2 protein-coding genes and 2 pseudogenes are annotated in these 17,843 nt (G+C 70.0%); 3 read left to right on the forward strand and 1 reads right to left on the reverse strand.

Going from position 1 to position 17,843, the window contains the following annotated elements; all coding sequences use genetic code 11:
* A partial coding sequence (locus ACI2L1_RS43885; RefSeq protein WP_404745089.1) for a hypothetical protein occupies positions 1 to 317 on the reverse strand: 317 nt, incomplete at its 3' end.
* Positions 318 to 440: 123 nt separating this feature from the next.
* Between ACI2L1_RS43885 and ACI2L1_RS43890 the strand changes: the two genes are divergently transcribed.
* The 3 genes and pseudogenes from ACI2L1_RS43890 to ACI2L1_RS43900 form a co-directional block, all read left to right on the forward strand.
* A complete protein-coding gene (locus ACI2L1_RS43890; protein ID WP_404745090.1) occupies positions 441 to 16,760 on the forward strand; it encodes a hypothetical protein in 16,320 nt (5,439 codons plus the stop codon).
* 550 nt (positions 16,761 to 17,310) lie between these two features.
* Positions 17,311 to 17,525, forward strand: a pseudogene (locus ACI2L1_RS43895) (Tn3 family transposase); the annotation flags it as partial.
* Positions 17,526 to 17,680: 155 nt separating this feature from the next.
* Positions 17,681 to 17,843, forward strand: a pseudogene (locus ACI2L1_RS43900) (IS5/IS1182 family transposase); the annotation flags it as partial.

Genomic DNA, 17,843 nt, shown 5'->3' on the forward strand with positions numbered 1-17,843 from the left:
GCGTTCCCGGCGAGGGCACAGTCCGCTACGCCGCGCCGGTCACCGTCGAGGTCGTCGCACGCGAGGAGCGCCTGGACGCGAACGGGCAGCCGTACCTCTACCTGAGGGTCCGTGAGGTCGCCGACCCGCTGCCCCGGCACCTGTGGAAGCGGGAGATCATCGTCCGGCCCATCGACAGCAACGGCCGCCGGATCGGCGAGGCCAGCCTCACCGAGCGGGAAGGGGCCTATGCCGGGCGCCCGCCCCAGCAACTCCCCAGCACCTGGACGTACAACGCCGATCGAGCCGAGCCGCAGCCGTGGGGCGAGAACGTCCACCGCTTCACCGCGCACCTCACCACCGCCTCGCCCACCGGCCTGAGAAAGGCCGGCGCCGGCGCGGTGGGCGCCTACCTCCGTCGCCTGCTGCGTGATCAGCAGACGCCGCCCAGGACGGAGCTGGTGATTCACGCGCGCGACGCGGACCGCGGGCACGGCATCCAGCGGATAGAGGAGAGCGTCATTCGGATGCCGGACCCCGTCCCCGACGCGGTCCCCGGCCTCGGAGCCAAGGTCGACGCGCATCCGGCGGTCCGGTCGATCGGCGTGCCCAGGGCGGGACTCCCGCATGTCGACGAGGTGCGGCGGCAACTGCGGACGATGACCGCCGACGCGGGGGTGAGCGTCGCCGAGGACGTCTGGGAGCAACTGCCTCAGCGTCTGCTGAGCAACTACCGGTACCTGGTGCAAGGTCACGGTGAGTTCGTCGGCGGCGGTCTGCTCGTACCGCTGGGGCCGGCCGAGGCGCTGATCTCTCTTGACCCGCGTGATCCCCGCGAGGTGCTGACGCCGGAGGCGTCGTACGACAGTGCGTCGGCCGTACGCCTTGAGCCAGCGGGTCTGGAGGCCGCCGGCGAGGACGCTCCCGCGGCCTCTGCCGACAGTGCGCCGGCCACACGCCCTGGGCCGGTGGCCTCGTCCTCGCGACCGCCCCGGTGGAAGCCCAGCCTGGAGACCATCCCCGAGGGGGACCTCCTGCGGTTGGAACCGCCGCGGTGGAAGCCCCGTCTGGAGACCTTCCCCGAGCCGGACGGCCCCCGGCCCGGGCCCCTGGTCGAGCCGCGCGCCGCCGGGCGGGAGCGGTTCTACGCCAACCAGACCACCAACGCCTCGTACATGACCGGTGCGCACGTCCAGAGCCACAGCGGTTCGACCAAGGCGACCCGGGCCGCGATCTCGGCGTCGGGGGGCATCGGTCTGAGCCCCGGCGTGCTGAACGTGCTCCGTGTCGGGGCCGGCGTTTCCGGTACGGCCAACGTCTCCAGCCGCTCTACCAACCGGATCGGTGACGCCGAGGGCGGCCACGTCGAGGACACCCGGGCCGATTCGAAGCTGCTCTCGTACACGCCAGGCTGGTCGCTGCGGATCCGTACTGACTCCCACCGGCACTGGAGCGACATCGAGCCGGTCGGGGTGGGCACCGAGACCGAGCGCCTCATGCTGTGGGTGCCCGAGCACTATCTGGAGCGGGCACCCGAACAGATCACGGCGACCGGAACCCGGGGCTTGGAGCGGCGGCTGCCGCCGGCCTTCTACGCGTCCGGCCTCACCAATCTTCCCGCACTGTTCGACCAGGTGGTGGAGGTACTGAAGCAGCAGGGCGTCACGCTGGAGATCGGCAGCAGCGCCCGCGACGAACTGCTGCAGAAGATCTGGAATCTCGACGCCCATCTCGACGAGGCGGTCGGCGACCGGCTCGGCTATCCGTTCGTGATCGCGCGTGAGGGCCGGCCCATCGCGGCGATCCGACTGCACGCCGAACGCCGGCCGTCCTTTACGCGGGTCGGCGCGACGTCCGACGCCGCCCATCTGGAGAACGTGCGCACCGCGATCGACGGTACGGGCGGCAGTCACACCGTCGGACAGTCCAGCAGTGTCACCTTCCCGGCCGCCACCCTCGATCTCCTGCCGCTTCCGTTCACCAAGCCGTTTCTCACCGCACATGCCGGCCTTTCTCTCTCGGCAACCTGGTCGAGCGCCGAAAGCATCAGTGCCGGCCGTACCGGCCTGTGGGTCCTGGTGCCGCGGTTCACCGGCCGTACGAGCGCGCATGAAGTGCAGTTCACGCTCCGGGCGGTCGTTTCCGTCCGGGGCGCCGAAAAGCCGGTGAGTACAGCGCCCGTGGACAGCCAGGGCCTGATCCGGGTACCGGAGCCCGCCGCGTTGAAATACGGCTTCCAGGTGGACCTGGAGGCGTTGAAGGATCCTGCCCCTGTCAAGGAGAGGGCGGGGATCAAGACCGTCGCCTACCAGGACGATCTGCTGCGGGGCTCCGGCCGCGAGGACGGTGATCCGCAGAACAGGAGCCTGCCCCGCCACGTGCGGGAGGGGCATGGCATCGGTATGGGTCTGGTCGAGGTCGAGGAGGGGACCGTCCGGTATCTGCATGACCAGGTCACCAAACACCTCGTGGAACACGGATTTGTGCCTCCGGATCCGGAGCACCCGCTCGAGGGCTCCCGCTGGTGGACGTACGGCAACACGATGGACGGCCAGGTGGCGAACCATCAACTGATGGCCAAGTACTTCTCGTTGCGGGGCTTCGAGTCCTTCTACGACCAGATCCACCAGTCCGGGCTGGTGTTCACGCTCTTCAAACCGCGGGGGGCAGCGGGCGTGAACTTCGACATGGACGCCGTAAGGATCACCATCAAGGCCGAGCAGTCCCCGGTGTCCCCGCGCTACGAGGGGACCACGGACAATTACCACGCGGTCAACCTGGCCATGGGCATGGGCTCGGCCGGGCAGTCGAGCAGCGGCGGCAAGCGGATCTCCCTGAGTGTCGGAGGCAGTGTCGGCTTCAAGAAGCTGATCCCGTCCGGAGTCGGTTTCGAGGTGTTCCGTCAGGTCCAGGCGAGCCAGGGCGTGTCCTATCTGCACAACCGTCCCGAACTCCTCGAATATCCGGGAGTCCTGCACAAGCACCGCCTGTACAGCACCTACACCGTCACCCTGGAATTCCAGCACAGCGGTCTGCAGGGCGTGTTGCGGCAGGGCGCACGCGATCCCCAGCCGATCAGACTGGTCCACCAGCCTTCGTTGGCGTACCTGCTGCCGCTGGGGGATACGAGCAACCCGGGAGCGCATGGTCTTGACCACACCCCGGCCTCGGTCCTGAACCAGGCGGTGGTCTACTACCTGGACGCCACCGGCCTGCTCGACGCGGTGACCCCCGCCCTGCGCCCGCTCACCGGCCCGCAGGGCAACGCCGACGCGGAACTGTCCACGTTCACCAGCACCATCATGATTCGCGCTCACCTCAAGGAGATCACGAACAACAGCTACACCTCCGACCAGTTCTTCGACCCCGGCCTGCTCCGTGACGGCATCGGCGCGGTGGACATCAGCGGCAGGATGGGGCCGGCGCAGTTCGCGGGCGCGACGAAGGACAAGTTCGTCATCGGTGTCATCCACCTGATGCTGGCCCAGACGAACACCAGTGGAACCACGTCCTGGGGCGCCCGGGTCGTGGCGCCCGACGTCACCTTCGGCGGCCCCACCGACGGGCAGGGTGTGGGCCACATCCAGGGCGGGATGGACGCCGCCGGCAGCCGGCAGTGGAACACCTCGGCCGGGAACGGCCGTACTGGCGGCAAGGAGCTGATCCAGCTCGACTTCAACCGGGCCTACGCCTTCCGCACCACCGTCGATTTCGAGGTCCGCACCCGCCTGGAGAGGGACGGCAAGTTCGTTCCGCTCTCCCACCACTCCGACACCCGCGACGTCGACGGGCGCACCGCCCTGTTCCTGCTCTCGGAGCCGGTGGCGCTGGAGGAGTACGGGAAGGGCAACCTGCCGGTGCCCGACGAGCAGATCGTCGACGTGCTGAACCGCTGGAACGCCGGTGAGACCAGGCTCAGTGGCGACACGGTGGCCAGTGTGCTGACCCGCTGGGCGGGCCGGGCCACCCAGGACCAGCTCAGACAACTCGATGTCGCGCTGCCCGAAATGGCCAGGACGCTGGGCCAACTGCACGACCGCGGAGCGTTGACCGTTCTCGACGAAAAGACCAGGGACGACTTCCAGGACCGCTTCGGCCTGGCACCCCTGAAGGACCCCGACACCACGGACTTCGGCAAGGATTTCGCCCTGCCGGAGTACCTGACCCGAAAGGATCCCGGCGGCCGGATACTCGGCCACAGCGGCGTCACGCAGGTGACGTACGACGAGGGCGGTTCGACGTACGACATGGTGCGCGAGCAGATCGACAGGGTCGCGCCCGGCCTGCTGGCCTCGAAACCCGATCTGTGGACCGGCGACGGCCGTCGGCTCGGACGGCTCCAGGGCTCCGTCAACGCACTCCAGGCCCTGTTCGCCCCGGGCCGCGACATGGCCTTCTGGGAGGAGTTCCTGTCCGTGCACGGACAGACCTTCTACCTGGTGAACCCGGTGGGCTGGCTGCTCAGCGACATCGTCGAGCTCAAGCTCTCCGACGTCCTCACCTCACCTCCCCAATTGCTGGGCTTCAGGCCCGAGACCGGTCTGGAGAACTACGGTCACGGCTATGTCGGCAGGTCCGTCACCAGGTCGGTCGACACCTCCCGGTCCGTCACCGTCGGCAAGCTCGGCGGCGGCGTCCCCAACTCCCACGAACAGAGCGGCATCGGCCTCGGCGAGGGGAGTCATCGTGGCGTCACCCGCGCCGAGAACGCCGTCACCGAGCAGACCACCTACGCCTGGGACGGCCACTACCAGGCCAGGTTCCGCCACACCATGACCGTCGAGGCCCGCCGGCTCGACATGGCGGGACGGCCGCTCAACAACCTGCTGGTCGGCTGGTACCGCAACCTCGACACCGACCGGTCCACCGCCCAGACGATCAGTCGGTCCGGGTACATCGATCTGCAGATCCCGCGCGGCCTCGGCGAGTTCAAGCCGAGGCCCGAGCCCACGCCCGGGGTCCGGGACCTGCGGCCGCTGCCGCCGATGCCCGGCGACGTGTATGTGGCCGGTGTGCTGATGGACGAGGCGCTGCCGGCCGGTCTCAAACTGATGGTCAGTATGTTCGGCAAGCAGGCCGACGGCGCGAACGTCCGTACCAGCTCGGTCGTCCGGCAACTGCTCGGCCGCAGTCAGCTGGCCAACCACCTGCTGGAGGCGTCGGCCGGCCGGAAATACCTCGTGGCCGACAACCTGTTCATCCCGGGGCACTCCAGCCGGCGGGCCAAGCTGTGGATGACCGGCGACCTGTTCGACCTCCAGGTGCTGGGCGAGGTGGCGGGAAGCGGCACCGGGCGGTACTCGAAGCATCAGAGCGGGACGACCCACAGCGCCAGTACCGACCGCTGGCGTGCCAACGCCAACATCAGCTCGACCAACGCGGGCCTGGTCCACGCCCACGACCCGGCCACCACCACCGACGGTCTGGCCTATCCCGGGCACACGTCATCGGGCAACACCAGCCAGTCGCTCGTCACGAGCAACAACCTGGCCGGCGCCGGCACCGAGAACTACCGGCGCGAGGCGCACGTGAAGCAGCAGGGCCCCGTCCTGCTGGTACGGGCACGCGGCCGATACCGGCTGCTGGGCGAGCTGTCCGACCATCACCTGCTGTCGAACAAGCCCACCAGGGTCGGCGACTACGGGAGTGACGTCTTCACCGGAGACGTCTATATGCACCTCTTCGAGGGCGAGTTCGCGCAACTGCGGGCGCGTATCGAGGCGGCGGAGGGCATCGGGGAGGCGCCCGACGCGAACTGGGGGAAGCTCGCGCACGCACAGTCCTTCGACGTGTCGAACCTGTTGCGGGAGACCGCCGCGGCCCCGGGCGCGACGCCCGAGCGGGCGTACCAGGGCGTCGCCCGGCTGATCCGCAAGCAGACGGACGGGCCACTGGACGCGGCCGTACTCCGATACACCGCACTCGTGGCAGGCAGCGCACGGGAAACCGGCGAGATCCCTGCGGGCCCCGGAAACCCGGACCCGGCACCGCTGCCGACGACGCCTGACGAGCACCCCTTCCCGTCACTGCCGCCCCAGCACCTGGCCCGCGAGATCGCGCACGAACTCGACATTCCCGTCAGGATGGACCTCACCCTGCCGGACGGGACGGTGGCCCGCAGTTGGTGGGCGGATTCCTCGGGCCGCGTCCACGGCTCGGACCCGACAGTGCGCGGTAACGGGGGCGAGCCGGAGCTGATCACTGCCGAGGGAACGCAGCGGGCCTGGTCGATGCCGCCGGAACTGCGCAGCAGGGCCGACGAATCCGGCTTGGACCAGGGCCGGTCCGACCCGGCCAACCGAACCTCGCCGCAACAGGGCCTGCCGCGCCACGAGACGGCCGAAGCCTTGCGTCTGCTGGCCGGTGCGGACTCCCGGCTGCTCGACGCGTCGTTCACCGGCGGCGCGGAAGGCCGGGAGCGGCTGGCCGGGGCGATACGCTCCGCCGTGCTGAGCGGGATCGCCCCCGACGGGAGATTCCCCGCTCTGCTGATGGGGGACTCTGCCTTCCAGAGCCAGGCCGAGCAGATCAGGGCCACACTGGCCGCCGAGGGCACGCTCGCCGAGACGGACCCCGCCGTCACGGCCCTGCTGCGGCGCGCCGCTGAGCTCGTCGACACCGTCCAGGCGATGGCGGCAAGGGCGCTGGGCGCGCTTCCGCCCGTGGCCGCGCCGGTGTGGTGGGGTACCTGGGCATCCGGCCCGCTGGACGGTGACGCGCCCGGCCCGAAGGCGATCAGCGTTCCCCGCTTCCAGCCGGTGTCGCTCGACAAGCCGACTACGGGCGACATCTTGACCGCCCCCTGGCCCCAAAAAGGTGAGCACCACTTCGTGTTCGTGGAGGTGGACAAATCCTCGGCCAGGGACATCTCCCCATTCTCCGACCTCGCCGGTCCGCGCCAGGCGCGCTACGCGGACGACACGGTGCTGGAAGTCCGGCGCCGCGAGGTGCGGCGGGACGAGCTGACCGGACTGCGCTACGAATACCTCTGGGTTCGCGAGCAGGGCGGCCCGGGCCCCGACGCTTCCGGAGACGACGGCTTGCCAGGCGACGGCTTGGCAGGCGACGGACCCGGCTCCAAGGGCCCTGACACATCCGGCCCCCACGGTCCGGACACGGGCGGCCCGGGGCCACGGCAGCGGCCGGACGGCGGTGCCGGACCCGACAACGCCACCCCCGAGCCCCCGGCGGACCGCAGCCCCTCCGGCGGCCTTGCCCCGGCCGACGGTTCGCACACCGACCCCGGGCAGCCCGGCTCGACGGGCACCGAGACAGGTCTCGGCGTCGAGCCTGTTCAGCCGCACGGCCCGCGGCTGCCCGGCCCCGTCGAGTCGGGCCGCCTGTACGCAGTGCTGCCGCCCGGCGCCGACGGGAAGCTCGCCGACGGCCTGGAGACGGGCATGCCGCAGCGTTCCGCCGGCACCATCGAGGCGGACTCGAAGAGCGCTCAGCGGGATGACTGGCAGTCCGTTCGCCACTTGGCGATCGGGGGGTCTTCGCAGAGTTCTCCGCACACCGCGACCGACTCCCGGCCCTCGCGGATCACGGTCACCAACGTGGACGGGAACCCCGTCGAAGAAGTCGTGCCGGCGGACCGGACCGGTGAAGACCACGCTGCAGTCGCGGCGGGAACCGCTTCGCTCGCCGTCGACCTCGACAAAAACTCCTCGGTGACGCGAGGACGTTGGCGGCTGCCCGTCTACCTGGAGCGGATGCGGGCTGCGGGCCCGGCCGAGTTCCACAGCCCGGTGGGCCTGGACTGGGTGGAGGACACGATCCGCACGTTGACCGGCCGTGCCGCGCCCGACCTGATCACCGACGAACTGCGGCAGTGGCCCGGACGCTTCGTGGGCGCGGGCAAGTCCTTCCATGTGCGAGGCGGTGACGGCTGGTACGACGTGACGGTCGCGATGGTCCGCCATCCCAAGGAGAGGCGGCCGCTCATCACCTCCGTCACCAACCCTGCGCATGTCGCGTCGGCGGTGACGGCCGGTGCGAGCACGTCCCTGGCAAGCTCGCGGTCCGCCGCGGTCTCGCAGGGCTTCTCCGCCAGGGGCGCCGGCATGGTCCTGGTCCCCACGCCCACCCCGGGCCTGCTCGCTGGAGCCATCGCCGCGGTGAGCCTCGCCTTCGGCCGGCGGACGGTCTCCACGGCGAGCAGCCAGGGCTTCGCCGACAGCCGCAAGTCGGAGCACGAGTCGGGCACTGTCGACGTACCCCGGCGGGTGCAATGGGTGGTCACCTCTCAAAAGGCCGGCGTATCCCGGGGCCGGGTGTTCCACGGGGAGGGCTCGGCCGTGGCCCGGGTGCCCGTCGAGCATCTGGTCAAGGTCGGGGAGCGGCTTGCCGAGGACCCGCCGGTGCCCGTCGAGCCTCTGGTCAAGGTCGGGGAGCGGCCTGCCGAGCACCCGGAACCCATCACCCCCGAGGAGGCCCGCGGGATCGAGCTGGCGGAGTCGCTGTCGCTGATCGCCGCGTACGATCACGCGCCCGCGAGTGAGCCGACCAGCGGCCTCCACCGCGCCGTCAGCTCAGTGCTGCACCCCGCGCTCACCGCACCCGGCTCGTCCGGCCGCTCGACCGTCATGGCAGAGACCTCGCCGGACAGTGTCCTCAGGACCCTGGCGACCGCCTTCGAGGGCTGGACGGACTCGCCCGACCTCTCCGGCCGCGGCGACAGCGTCCGGGGCGGATACCGGATGCGTGCGCAGATCACCGCACTCGCCCCGGTGTCCCTGGTCGGCGACACCAAGCTGAAGAACTACCAGAAGTTCAGCCAGCAAGACGCCACACAGGTCGGCATGGCCTACGGCGGTGAGGTCGCCGTTGGTCCCCTGGTCGGCGTGGGCCTCATGAGCGGCGGCCCCAGAGCCCGGTTCTTCCTCCAACCCGGTCTGAGGGCCGCGCGCAGCCGGGCGGTCTCCCACTCCACCGCGGTGCAGGTGGTGCAGGGTGCGCAGATCAGCGGTGCGAAGGTGCTCTACGAGGCCCGGGTGAGGATCGCCGTGGAAGGCACGGCTCCAGTGCCCCTGCGGGCCCGCACGAAGGCCGGCGCGCGACCGGGCGAGCACGAGTTGACCGTCTGGCTGAGTCTGCGGCTCGAGGAGGCCAAGACACTCGGCTTGAAGATGCCGCCCGGCGTGGAGCCGGACCCGCTGTTCCGCAGCCCGGGCTTCGACCGGCACCTGCCTGCCGGTGTGCGGGGGGCAGGCACCGTCCTCGGCAGGGTGGACACCGGCCCGCTGGTCCAGCGGATCGAGGAGCTCTTCGCGACTGACGAACGACTGGCCGGATTCCTTCCTCGGTTCGGGAAAGCTGCCGTGTCGCCGGGCTTCTTCGAGCGAGTGGCCGGTTTCCTTCCTCGGTTCGGGAAAGCTGCCGTGTCGCCGGACTCCTTCGAGACTGAGGACGACCGTGCCAGGCAACGGGCCAACCACCGCGCGCTGACTCAGGCGCTGTCCCCAAGAGGTCTGCGCACTCGCAAGGGCATGCTGCTCACCACCGGCATCCCCATCAGGCTGCGACGAAATCGCTGGGACGTCACCGAATCCGTACTCATCCGTGTCGAGGGCACGCTCGTTGACGACGCCTCCCCGTACCTGGGCGACACCGACGACTGGAAGGTGGTGACCGCACGGGGGGTCAGCACGGGAGGCCAGAGCGGGGGAGACGTCGAGCAGGGCGCGACGGCGCGCCTCGCGTTCTCCGCCAAGCCAATCCCTGGGCATCTGTATTTTTCCGGTGCCTTGACGGTCGCCAAGAACACCGCGCGCGGCGCTCAGGCGGGTCCGAGCGCGTCGCGGAGCTGGTTCAGCGCCGGCCCGAGTGACGCCAGCGCGTTCGAGGGCAGCCTTCGCTTCAAGGTGACCATCACCTCCGTGGAAGTGCCGCGTACATGGCGGCGCCGGACCACACCTGGGCTTCCTGGGCAGCACACACCCGAGGTGACCACGGTGGCGAGCACCGACCCAGCCAGCCGCGACGGCGTCCGGAAGCTGGACATACCGGATGTGCCAGTGCGCCTGAGCACCCCTGCGTCGATGACGTCGCGCAAGCCGCTGCGGGGAAAACTGCGGGCCTCCGCGGTATCTCGTCCGCTGCCCGTACCGCCGATCTCCGGCATCGGCACGCTCTTCGACCCGCAGTGGGCGCCCCTGGGGGAAGGACAGCGTCGGCTGACCGAATGGCTGTTGATGGAGGCGGCGGCAGATCCGCGGCAACTCCAGGACCTCGCCCGCAGGTTGCTGGCGCGGGCTGCCGGAGGCGACACGGCTCTGTCCACCCCCGGCCTCGACCCGGCGCTGACGCTCGAGGAGCGGATGAGCGACGAGTCGATCGTCTCCGGGTTGCCGCGCGCCCTCAAGGGGGTGTGGGTCGTGGACGGGTTGCGTCATGACCGGCGGTGGAACGGAGTCGCAGGCGCCGTCGGCATCCGGTTCAACGTGGTCAACCCGTCCGTGGTCCACGTGGCCGAAGGACCGGAGGTCGAGTCCTCCGTGAGCGGTCAGCACTCCGCCGCCAGCGTCATGGAGCGCGCCGTCGCCGTGGGCGTCGGCATGGGTGTCTTCGGGGCCGGAGACGTTCCGCCACAGGCTCCGGAGGTCTGGCTGCTCGGCGGGCCTGGCGCCTCGTACGGCGCGCGCTGGTCGGCCGTGCGGCGGATCGGCACGTCCGGCGCGATCGAACGGATCGGAATCAGTGAGTCCGGCAGCCGGGTCGTGCTGGTCCAGGCCGACCTCGAGGTGCTGATGGTCGCCGAGGCATCCGTCCGCGGCGGTAACCCGCGAGTGGAAGCGGAGGGGACGACGCTCGACGGGTCCGTCATGGCCTGGCTCACCGAACAGCAGGCGCTCTCCCTCAGGCTCGGCCCGCAGATCGACGAGCGCCTGGCGGAGCAGGCCCGCATCGAGAACGGCGCCTCGGTGGAGACGACCGCCGAAGTCGCCCTCGGGGCACTGGAGGCCGCAGCAGTCGCCGACGCGACCGCCGTCCCGGCCGCCGACGCGACCGCTGTCCCTGCCGCCGCCCCGGCTGTCGATACGACCGCTGTCCCTGCCGCCGCCCCGGCTGTCGATACGGCCGCCGGCCCCGCCGCCGACCCGGCCGCCGGCCTCGAACTGCCCGGCACCGGCCCGCTCGGGCCGGGACGTATCGACAGACTGCCGGACTTCGGCGGCCTCCTGCCCCGGCTCCGCGCGGAACTGGACCGCAAGCTCGGGACGAAGCTGGCGCAGGAGCTGCTGCCCAACCACGTCGTGCGGGACACCTGGCGGAACACCCAGCGCCTCGCGGCCGTACTCGATCCGATTGGTGCCGCGGGCCTGCTCAGCAGCGCCCTCGATGGAGGCACCCCGGTCGAGCTGTTCCGCACGGGCTCGCAGGGCGCCTATGTCGCCCGGTTCGTCGTCAGCCGGGGGACGGGCACGTTCGAGGACCGACCGGCGGACCGCCTGGAGATGGCGTACGTCACCAGCGCGTCGTTCGACGAGGCTATTTCGCTGTCCACGACGAAGAGCTCGGGTATCAGCGCGCTCGCCCTTCCGGTGGTCCCTATCGGCGACACGGCCGGGATGTCGGCTCCGCCGCTCTCCGGCGAGCTCGGCCGAGCGGACACGCCAGCGCGCGGTGACAGCCGCAGCCGCCAGATCGTCGCGATGACCGTGGCGCCCGGGAGCGCTGATTACCTCCGGTTCCGTGTCCCGCTGACCGACGCCAGGCTCGACCTGTACGCGCCGGGTGCCGATGTGGACGCGGGTGCCGAACCCCTGCTGTCCGTGTCGCTTGACCCCGACGACCGCTATGTCCTCTACCGCGTCCTGGAGTCGGACGCCCGGGCCATGGCGGCTCTCGCCCGGGAGCGGTCGCTCGTCCCTCCGGGCTGGCGGCTTGCGGCGCGGGGGGAGCCACTGGAGACCTGGCGGATGCAGGGTGCCAGCCTCCCGCCGGGGGCCCAGGTCGCCAGCGTGGAGGGCGTGCCGCTGATTCGAACTGCACTGGCCGACATGGCCCGGAACATGAGTGCATACCAGGGCTTCACGACGACAGGCACCGCCCAGTCCTACGTCAGGGACGAGTCATTGACCGCTGAATGGCTGACGGCGTCGCTGCCCGTTCTGGCGAAGACAGGCGCTCGGCTGCCCGATGTGTACATGCTCGGCGCGCGCGGCGGGCAGGAGCTCAGGGTCTCCCTGCACGCCAGGCTCACCGGGGGCGAGATCCTCACCACCGGCGAACGCCTGTACTGGGAGTACAGCGACGGGTTCGCGCCTGGCACAGCCCGCCTCGTCTCCGCGGACCACAGCAGCAGTTCAGACGGCTCCAACGGGGCGAACTGGTCCGGAGGCGGCAGCTGGCTCAGATACCGCCACAACGATTTACACGACTACGCGGTAACTGGCGGCATGAGCAGCGGCGCGCATACGAGCACGTCGGCGTCGGCGTCGAGCGGAGGCGACTCACAGGTCATCCTGCAGACCCCGTACGTCCTGGTGTCGTTCGAGGTGGACCTCCGGCTCATCGCAACGCTGAAGCGCAGCGTCCGCGCCCCCGGCTTCGGGGACCCCGAGAGCACGGACGACACACAACTCCGGCTGCCCAGGCGGGTGGCTGTCCGGATGACGCTGGAATCCGCGCTGAAGCTGGTGGCGGCCGGCGCCGTGACCGACCCTCGGCGTCACCTGGACGCAGTCGCACCCGAGCCTGTCCCGGAGGCACCCTGGCACTCGACCGTTCTGGTCCGTCCCATCCTCGACGCCGACGGGGAGGTGATCGGCACCGCGTCGTTCACCCAAGCCGACTGGGAGCGGCGCGAGGCCGTCTACCAGCGGTTGAACAAGGCGACCGAGTACGTCGAGCAGCGCGCCGGTGAGACGGGCGAGCCCGTGCCCACCACCCGGCCGCTCCCGCTGGCCGAACGGAACCGGTACTGGCTGGCCATGTACGGCTCGGAAAACCGGGTCACGGTCGTCACGACCGACGGCACCCGGGACGTGGACGACGGGGAGACCACAGCCTTGCTCCGCGCGTACGGCGACCTGGCGACCGTTCCGCTCGGCTCGGTGATCGTGCTGCTGAAGGACGGCCCAGGCCGGGTGGAGGACGCTGCGTCGTCGACGAGCGGCGAGAGGGAGGCCGGCCGTTCCATCCCCGTGGCCCGCCGGATCGCCGCCGCCACCGGGCTGACCGTCATCGAACCCGTCGGGGCGCTTCGGGTGTCCGGTGCGGACGACGGAGCCGCGCGGATCGAACTGTCCCCGAGCCCGGACGGCGGACCGGCACACTGGCGGATCTTCCGCCCCGGAGATCCGGAACCGCAGGAGTACCCGGCGGCCGTACGGCGCGGCGAGCCGCGGCCGACCGGGCCGGACAGCGCCACGCAGCCCGAGGGCGCGCGTGAACCGGAAGAGGCCGCAGCACAGCCCCCGGAGGCCCCCGAGGGCCATCGCTTCCGGCACGAGGGCCCGGAAACGGTGTCGTTCGAGGGACACGCCTTCCGACTGCAGCCGCCCAGCAGCGACCGACGCGGCTTCGGCTCGGCCCTCCTCCAGGCACTCAGCCTTGACGCGCCGCACACTCTGCGGGCGCTACCGGGAGTGCAGGACGAGCTGTCTGACGACGCCTCGGCACCGCTTCCCGCCACGGCCGCCGACATCCTGCGCACCTGGCTGGACCAGCGCCTGACGGACGGCGACATACCCGCAGACCTGCCAACCCCGGAGAGCGACGAGCGCTTCTCGCTGGACGAGCTGGCAGCCGCCGGATACAAGGTGGGACGCGCGCTGCGTACCCAAGCTGAGCTCATGGGAGGCATGCTGACGTTCGAGGCGGCGAAGGCCGGCGCGGAGGCCGGTCCGGTCCAGCGGTACCGGCTGCTCATGGCGAGGAGCGGACTGCCCGAGACGGTCCTCGCGGACGTCCTGGCCCCCGTGGTAGCCCGAGAGCTCGGGGTGCGTCTCGTGCTCGCCGGACCTGGCGACGGCAGGGTGAGGGAATTCGGCGCCGTGACGGCGCAGCCCGTGCTGCTCGTCCTGGCGGGGGGCGGCTACCGAGCCGCAGCGCGGACGGACCGGCACAGCGCTCCTGCCCGTCGCTCGTCCGCGGCGCCGGTCCGGACTTCCAGGCCCGCAGCCGAAATCAATGGGCCGTCCGACGCCGGAGACCTTCGGCCCGCTGATGACGACAGCGCTCGCCTCGTGGCCGATCCCGCTCCGCTGGAGAGCTGGCTCCCTCGCAGGAGCGAGGCGCCTGTCGCCTACCTGCGCACAGAACGCTTCGACCCGGCCCGCGACCCCATCGGTCCCGGAGCGGCGCCCGGCCCGGGGAGGCTCGACGGAGCAGGCACCCTCATCCGCGCCGAAATGCGCCGCATCCAGGCCCACAACGGGCAATGGGTCAGGGAATTCACCATCGCCCTTCCCACGCGTCCCGCGGACGGCCTCACCGCCGACGACGTGCCCGCGCTGCAAAGCCGTCTCCAGGCGGTGCTCGACCGGCATATCAACATCGGCTATGAGCTGCCGCGCTCCGGCGACCAGCTCCACATGACGGTTCGCCTCGACCACGACCCCCAGCACGACGAGCACATCACCCTCAGCGACGTCCGGCCGCCCCGCGCCGACCAGCTCAACTGGAACGTCAACCACGCGGACAGCGCACTCGTCCACGAGCTGCTGCACTACGCCGGACTGCCGGACGAGTACACCGACTCCGGCTACCTCTTCCGGCGCGCCCCGAACTCCTCAGCGGTGCGGGAGCAAGGGCTGATGGCCTCCGGCGACGACTTCGGCGGACCGCTCCCGTTCCGCTACGCCAAGATCTTGGAAGCCGTCAGCGACTCCGGTCCGGTCATCCGGGACCACGGCCTGGGCGCTTCAGCCGCCCCGTCTCCGCCCGCGCCCGCCCGAGGCCTCGGCGCGCTCATCGGGGATGTGACCCCGCCTGCTGACCAGCACCCGGAGCAGTCCTCGGACGACGCCCGCATGGCCACCACGCCGGTCCCGCGCGCGTCCGTCCGGGTCGACCCGCTCTCCCTGCCCCAACCCGCCGGTGACATCGACCCCACGACCGCAGAGGTCCTGCCCCACATGCCGGCGGACCCGACCGCGAGGCCCACCACCGACGAGCCGACGCTCGTCCCCTTCCGGTCGGGGAACTTCGAGTTCACCAACCTGAAGCACACGGACGACAGATACCGCGACAAGGCCGTGCGCGTCATCGAGTTGCTGCGCAAGCACGCGACCATCCGGAGCTACATCGACGATCGTCCGTGCCGTATCACTCTGCTGGTGCGGACGACGGAGATGCCGGCCAATGTGCGGGACCGGGGCACGGACGGCGTCGACATCGAGCTCGCCAGCTACTACTTCGAGAATTACGACATCGGCTATGTGATGGGGATGCTCTCCCATGAGATCGGTCTGCGTCCGCTGGCCTCTCGGAACACGGGCATCTCCGATGAGGAGCTGATGTTCCAGGGGGCGCAGCTGGCGGTGCCCGGGCTGTCCGATCTGAGGACGCCGCGCACCATGAGCACGGAGGGCGCCGGGCAGGATGACCACATCATGGCCGCCTTCCCCAGCAGCACAAGGCACCGGATCTACCGCGGGGTCGTCATGGAGATGGGCCAGCTTCTCGCGCGGGACGCGGCGAACGGGGAAGTGAACGCGAAGGCCAAGGACGTCACGGACCTGTTCGACTGCTACCTCATGGACCTCGCCTCGATCGCGGTCACCAACGACCACCGGATGAACGCGGTGACCGAGCCCGGCTACACGGCGAGGGTCTACAACGCCTACAAGGAGATGCTCCGAGCCCAGCTGGCTCACGACGCCTCTCTCCTGGGCCTCCTGCCGTCGGACAAGAGCATGTTCGGTGTGATCAACGATTTCCGGCGCATCGGCACCAACATCGCGATCAACAACCGAGGCGACAGCATCCAGCAGCCCCCTCGCGAGACCGTCCCGGCGCCGCGACTGAGTCATGCGGACCTGCTCGATCTTGGCAATCAGGTCATCGCTGAGGTCAGGGCCCGGATCCGTTACGGCGCGGCGAACCAGATCCAGGCACTGGCCGCGAACGGCGTCGCCCTGAGCGAGATGCTGGCTGTCCTGCGCGACGGCGCCTACCGGCAGCCGGTGAGCGATCCGCGCACCTTCTTGGGACAGACGGCCGCCGCCGCCGAGACCATCGGCGTCGGCAACTGCGGCGAGCACGCGGCAATGTCCTTCTGCCTGGTCAATATGTTGCAGCTCCCCGCCGACCTGGCCATTTGGTACGTCGATCTCAACCTCCGGCAGGGCGAGGACCCCGACACCCCCATCGCCCCCTACACCGATCACGTGTTCATCGCCGTCGGATACGTCGACGACCCATTGATGAGCGTCGTCATCGATCCCTGGCAGATCGACGCCGAAGCGGTGTACGCGAAGGACTTCAACTTCCCGCTCCTCGTGCTGAGCCCGAACGGAGTCGTCGTCAACCCAAGGGCCGAGATTGTCACTCCCGACGGGGTCGACTACATCGCCCTGGGGCGGAATTACGTGGACATGGAATTCTTCACCAATCTCATGGATCTCACGGGGGAACCGGTAGACCCCCAGTTGTTGGTCGGGCTGCCAGGGCTTTACGACGTCCGCTTTGTACAGCAGCCGGCTGTCTCCGGCGACGTCCACGGCACTGAATGGCCTGACCCAGGACAGGCGGGCGGAGCGGAGGAGGAAGAAGACTCGGACAGGATGGACCTTGACAGCGAGTCGGGCGGTGACAGCGACATTTCGATATGACGTCCCGGGGCCACCGGACTGAGCCTTTTCCGTGCGCCCAGCAGAACAGGAGGTGACACCGTGACGTAGCGGTGTTCTTGCTGTTCGAAGCTCGTCGTCGCCTGCTGGTGGAAGTCCGGTCCGGGTAGCTGCCAGGAGGCCCGGTAGCAGGCTGGCGGCGTCGGAGGTAAACGTCCGGCGTCGAAGCCCAGCGGTAAAGGCCCTGTAAAGGGGGAGCGACAATGCGGTCCGTTAGCATCACGCGAAGCCTGCGGCGTCGTTACTCAGTGCCTCTGGTGGACACGGTTCTCTTGGTCGAAAACCGCCTACCAGAGGCTTCGCCACGTTGCCAGGTCAACTGGCAAGCTGCCGAAGCAGGTTGGAAAGGCTCATTGTGGTACTCCATAGCGGGGGCCTCACCAGTAACACACCAGACCGGGCAACAACATCGCGCACGTCACCGTCCACGGCGACGCCCACTTCGGCGGTCAGTAGACCGGCCTTGCGGACGCGACCGCAAGGCCGGTTACCTGCACAAACGGCACCCGTTCACTCGGTTGCCCCGGATACGGTGTGGACGACCCGTTACATCGACGCCGCAGTCGCCCAGTTGAAGGCCGAGGGCCACGAGATCCGGGACGAGGACATCGCGCGGCTCTCCCCGCTCAAGCACCGCAACCTGAACCTGCTCGGCCGCTACAGCTTCACCGCCGAGTTCCGGCCGCCGGCGCCCTGCGCCCGCTGCGCGATCCGGGCGGTCCCGAGCTGGACGAGGACGGCCACGGGCGGAATTCGGGTCTCGACCGACCAGCAGTCGACCGCCCGACGGAACCTCGTCCTGGAGGAGGCCGGGATCGAGGACCCGGTCGTCTTACGAGTTGGTGCGTGATAGCGGGTGAGGCGTCGCGTCTGGTCGGTGGCATGATCCGACTGTGGCGATCATGGTCAATCGGGCGGTGCTGGCGCATCGGCTGTTCACGGGGGTTTCTCGGCGTCATATCGCCCGCCTGGTTGAGGAGTTGGCGATTCCGTGGCAAGCCGACCTTGAGGGCCGTCGTCATGCTGCACGAGGTGGAGTCCGGAAGCGGGCCGCGGGTGCCGGCG

The organism is Streptomyces sp. NPDC019531, assembly GCF_044903305.1.
GTDB lineage: Bacteria > Actinomycetota > Actinomycetes > Streptomycetales > Streptomycetaceae > Streptomyces.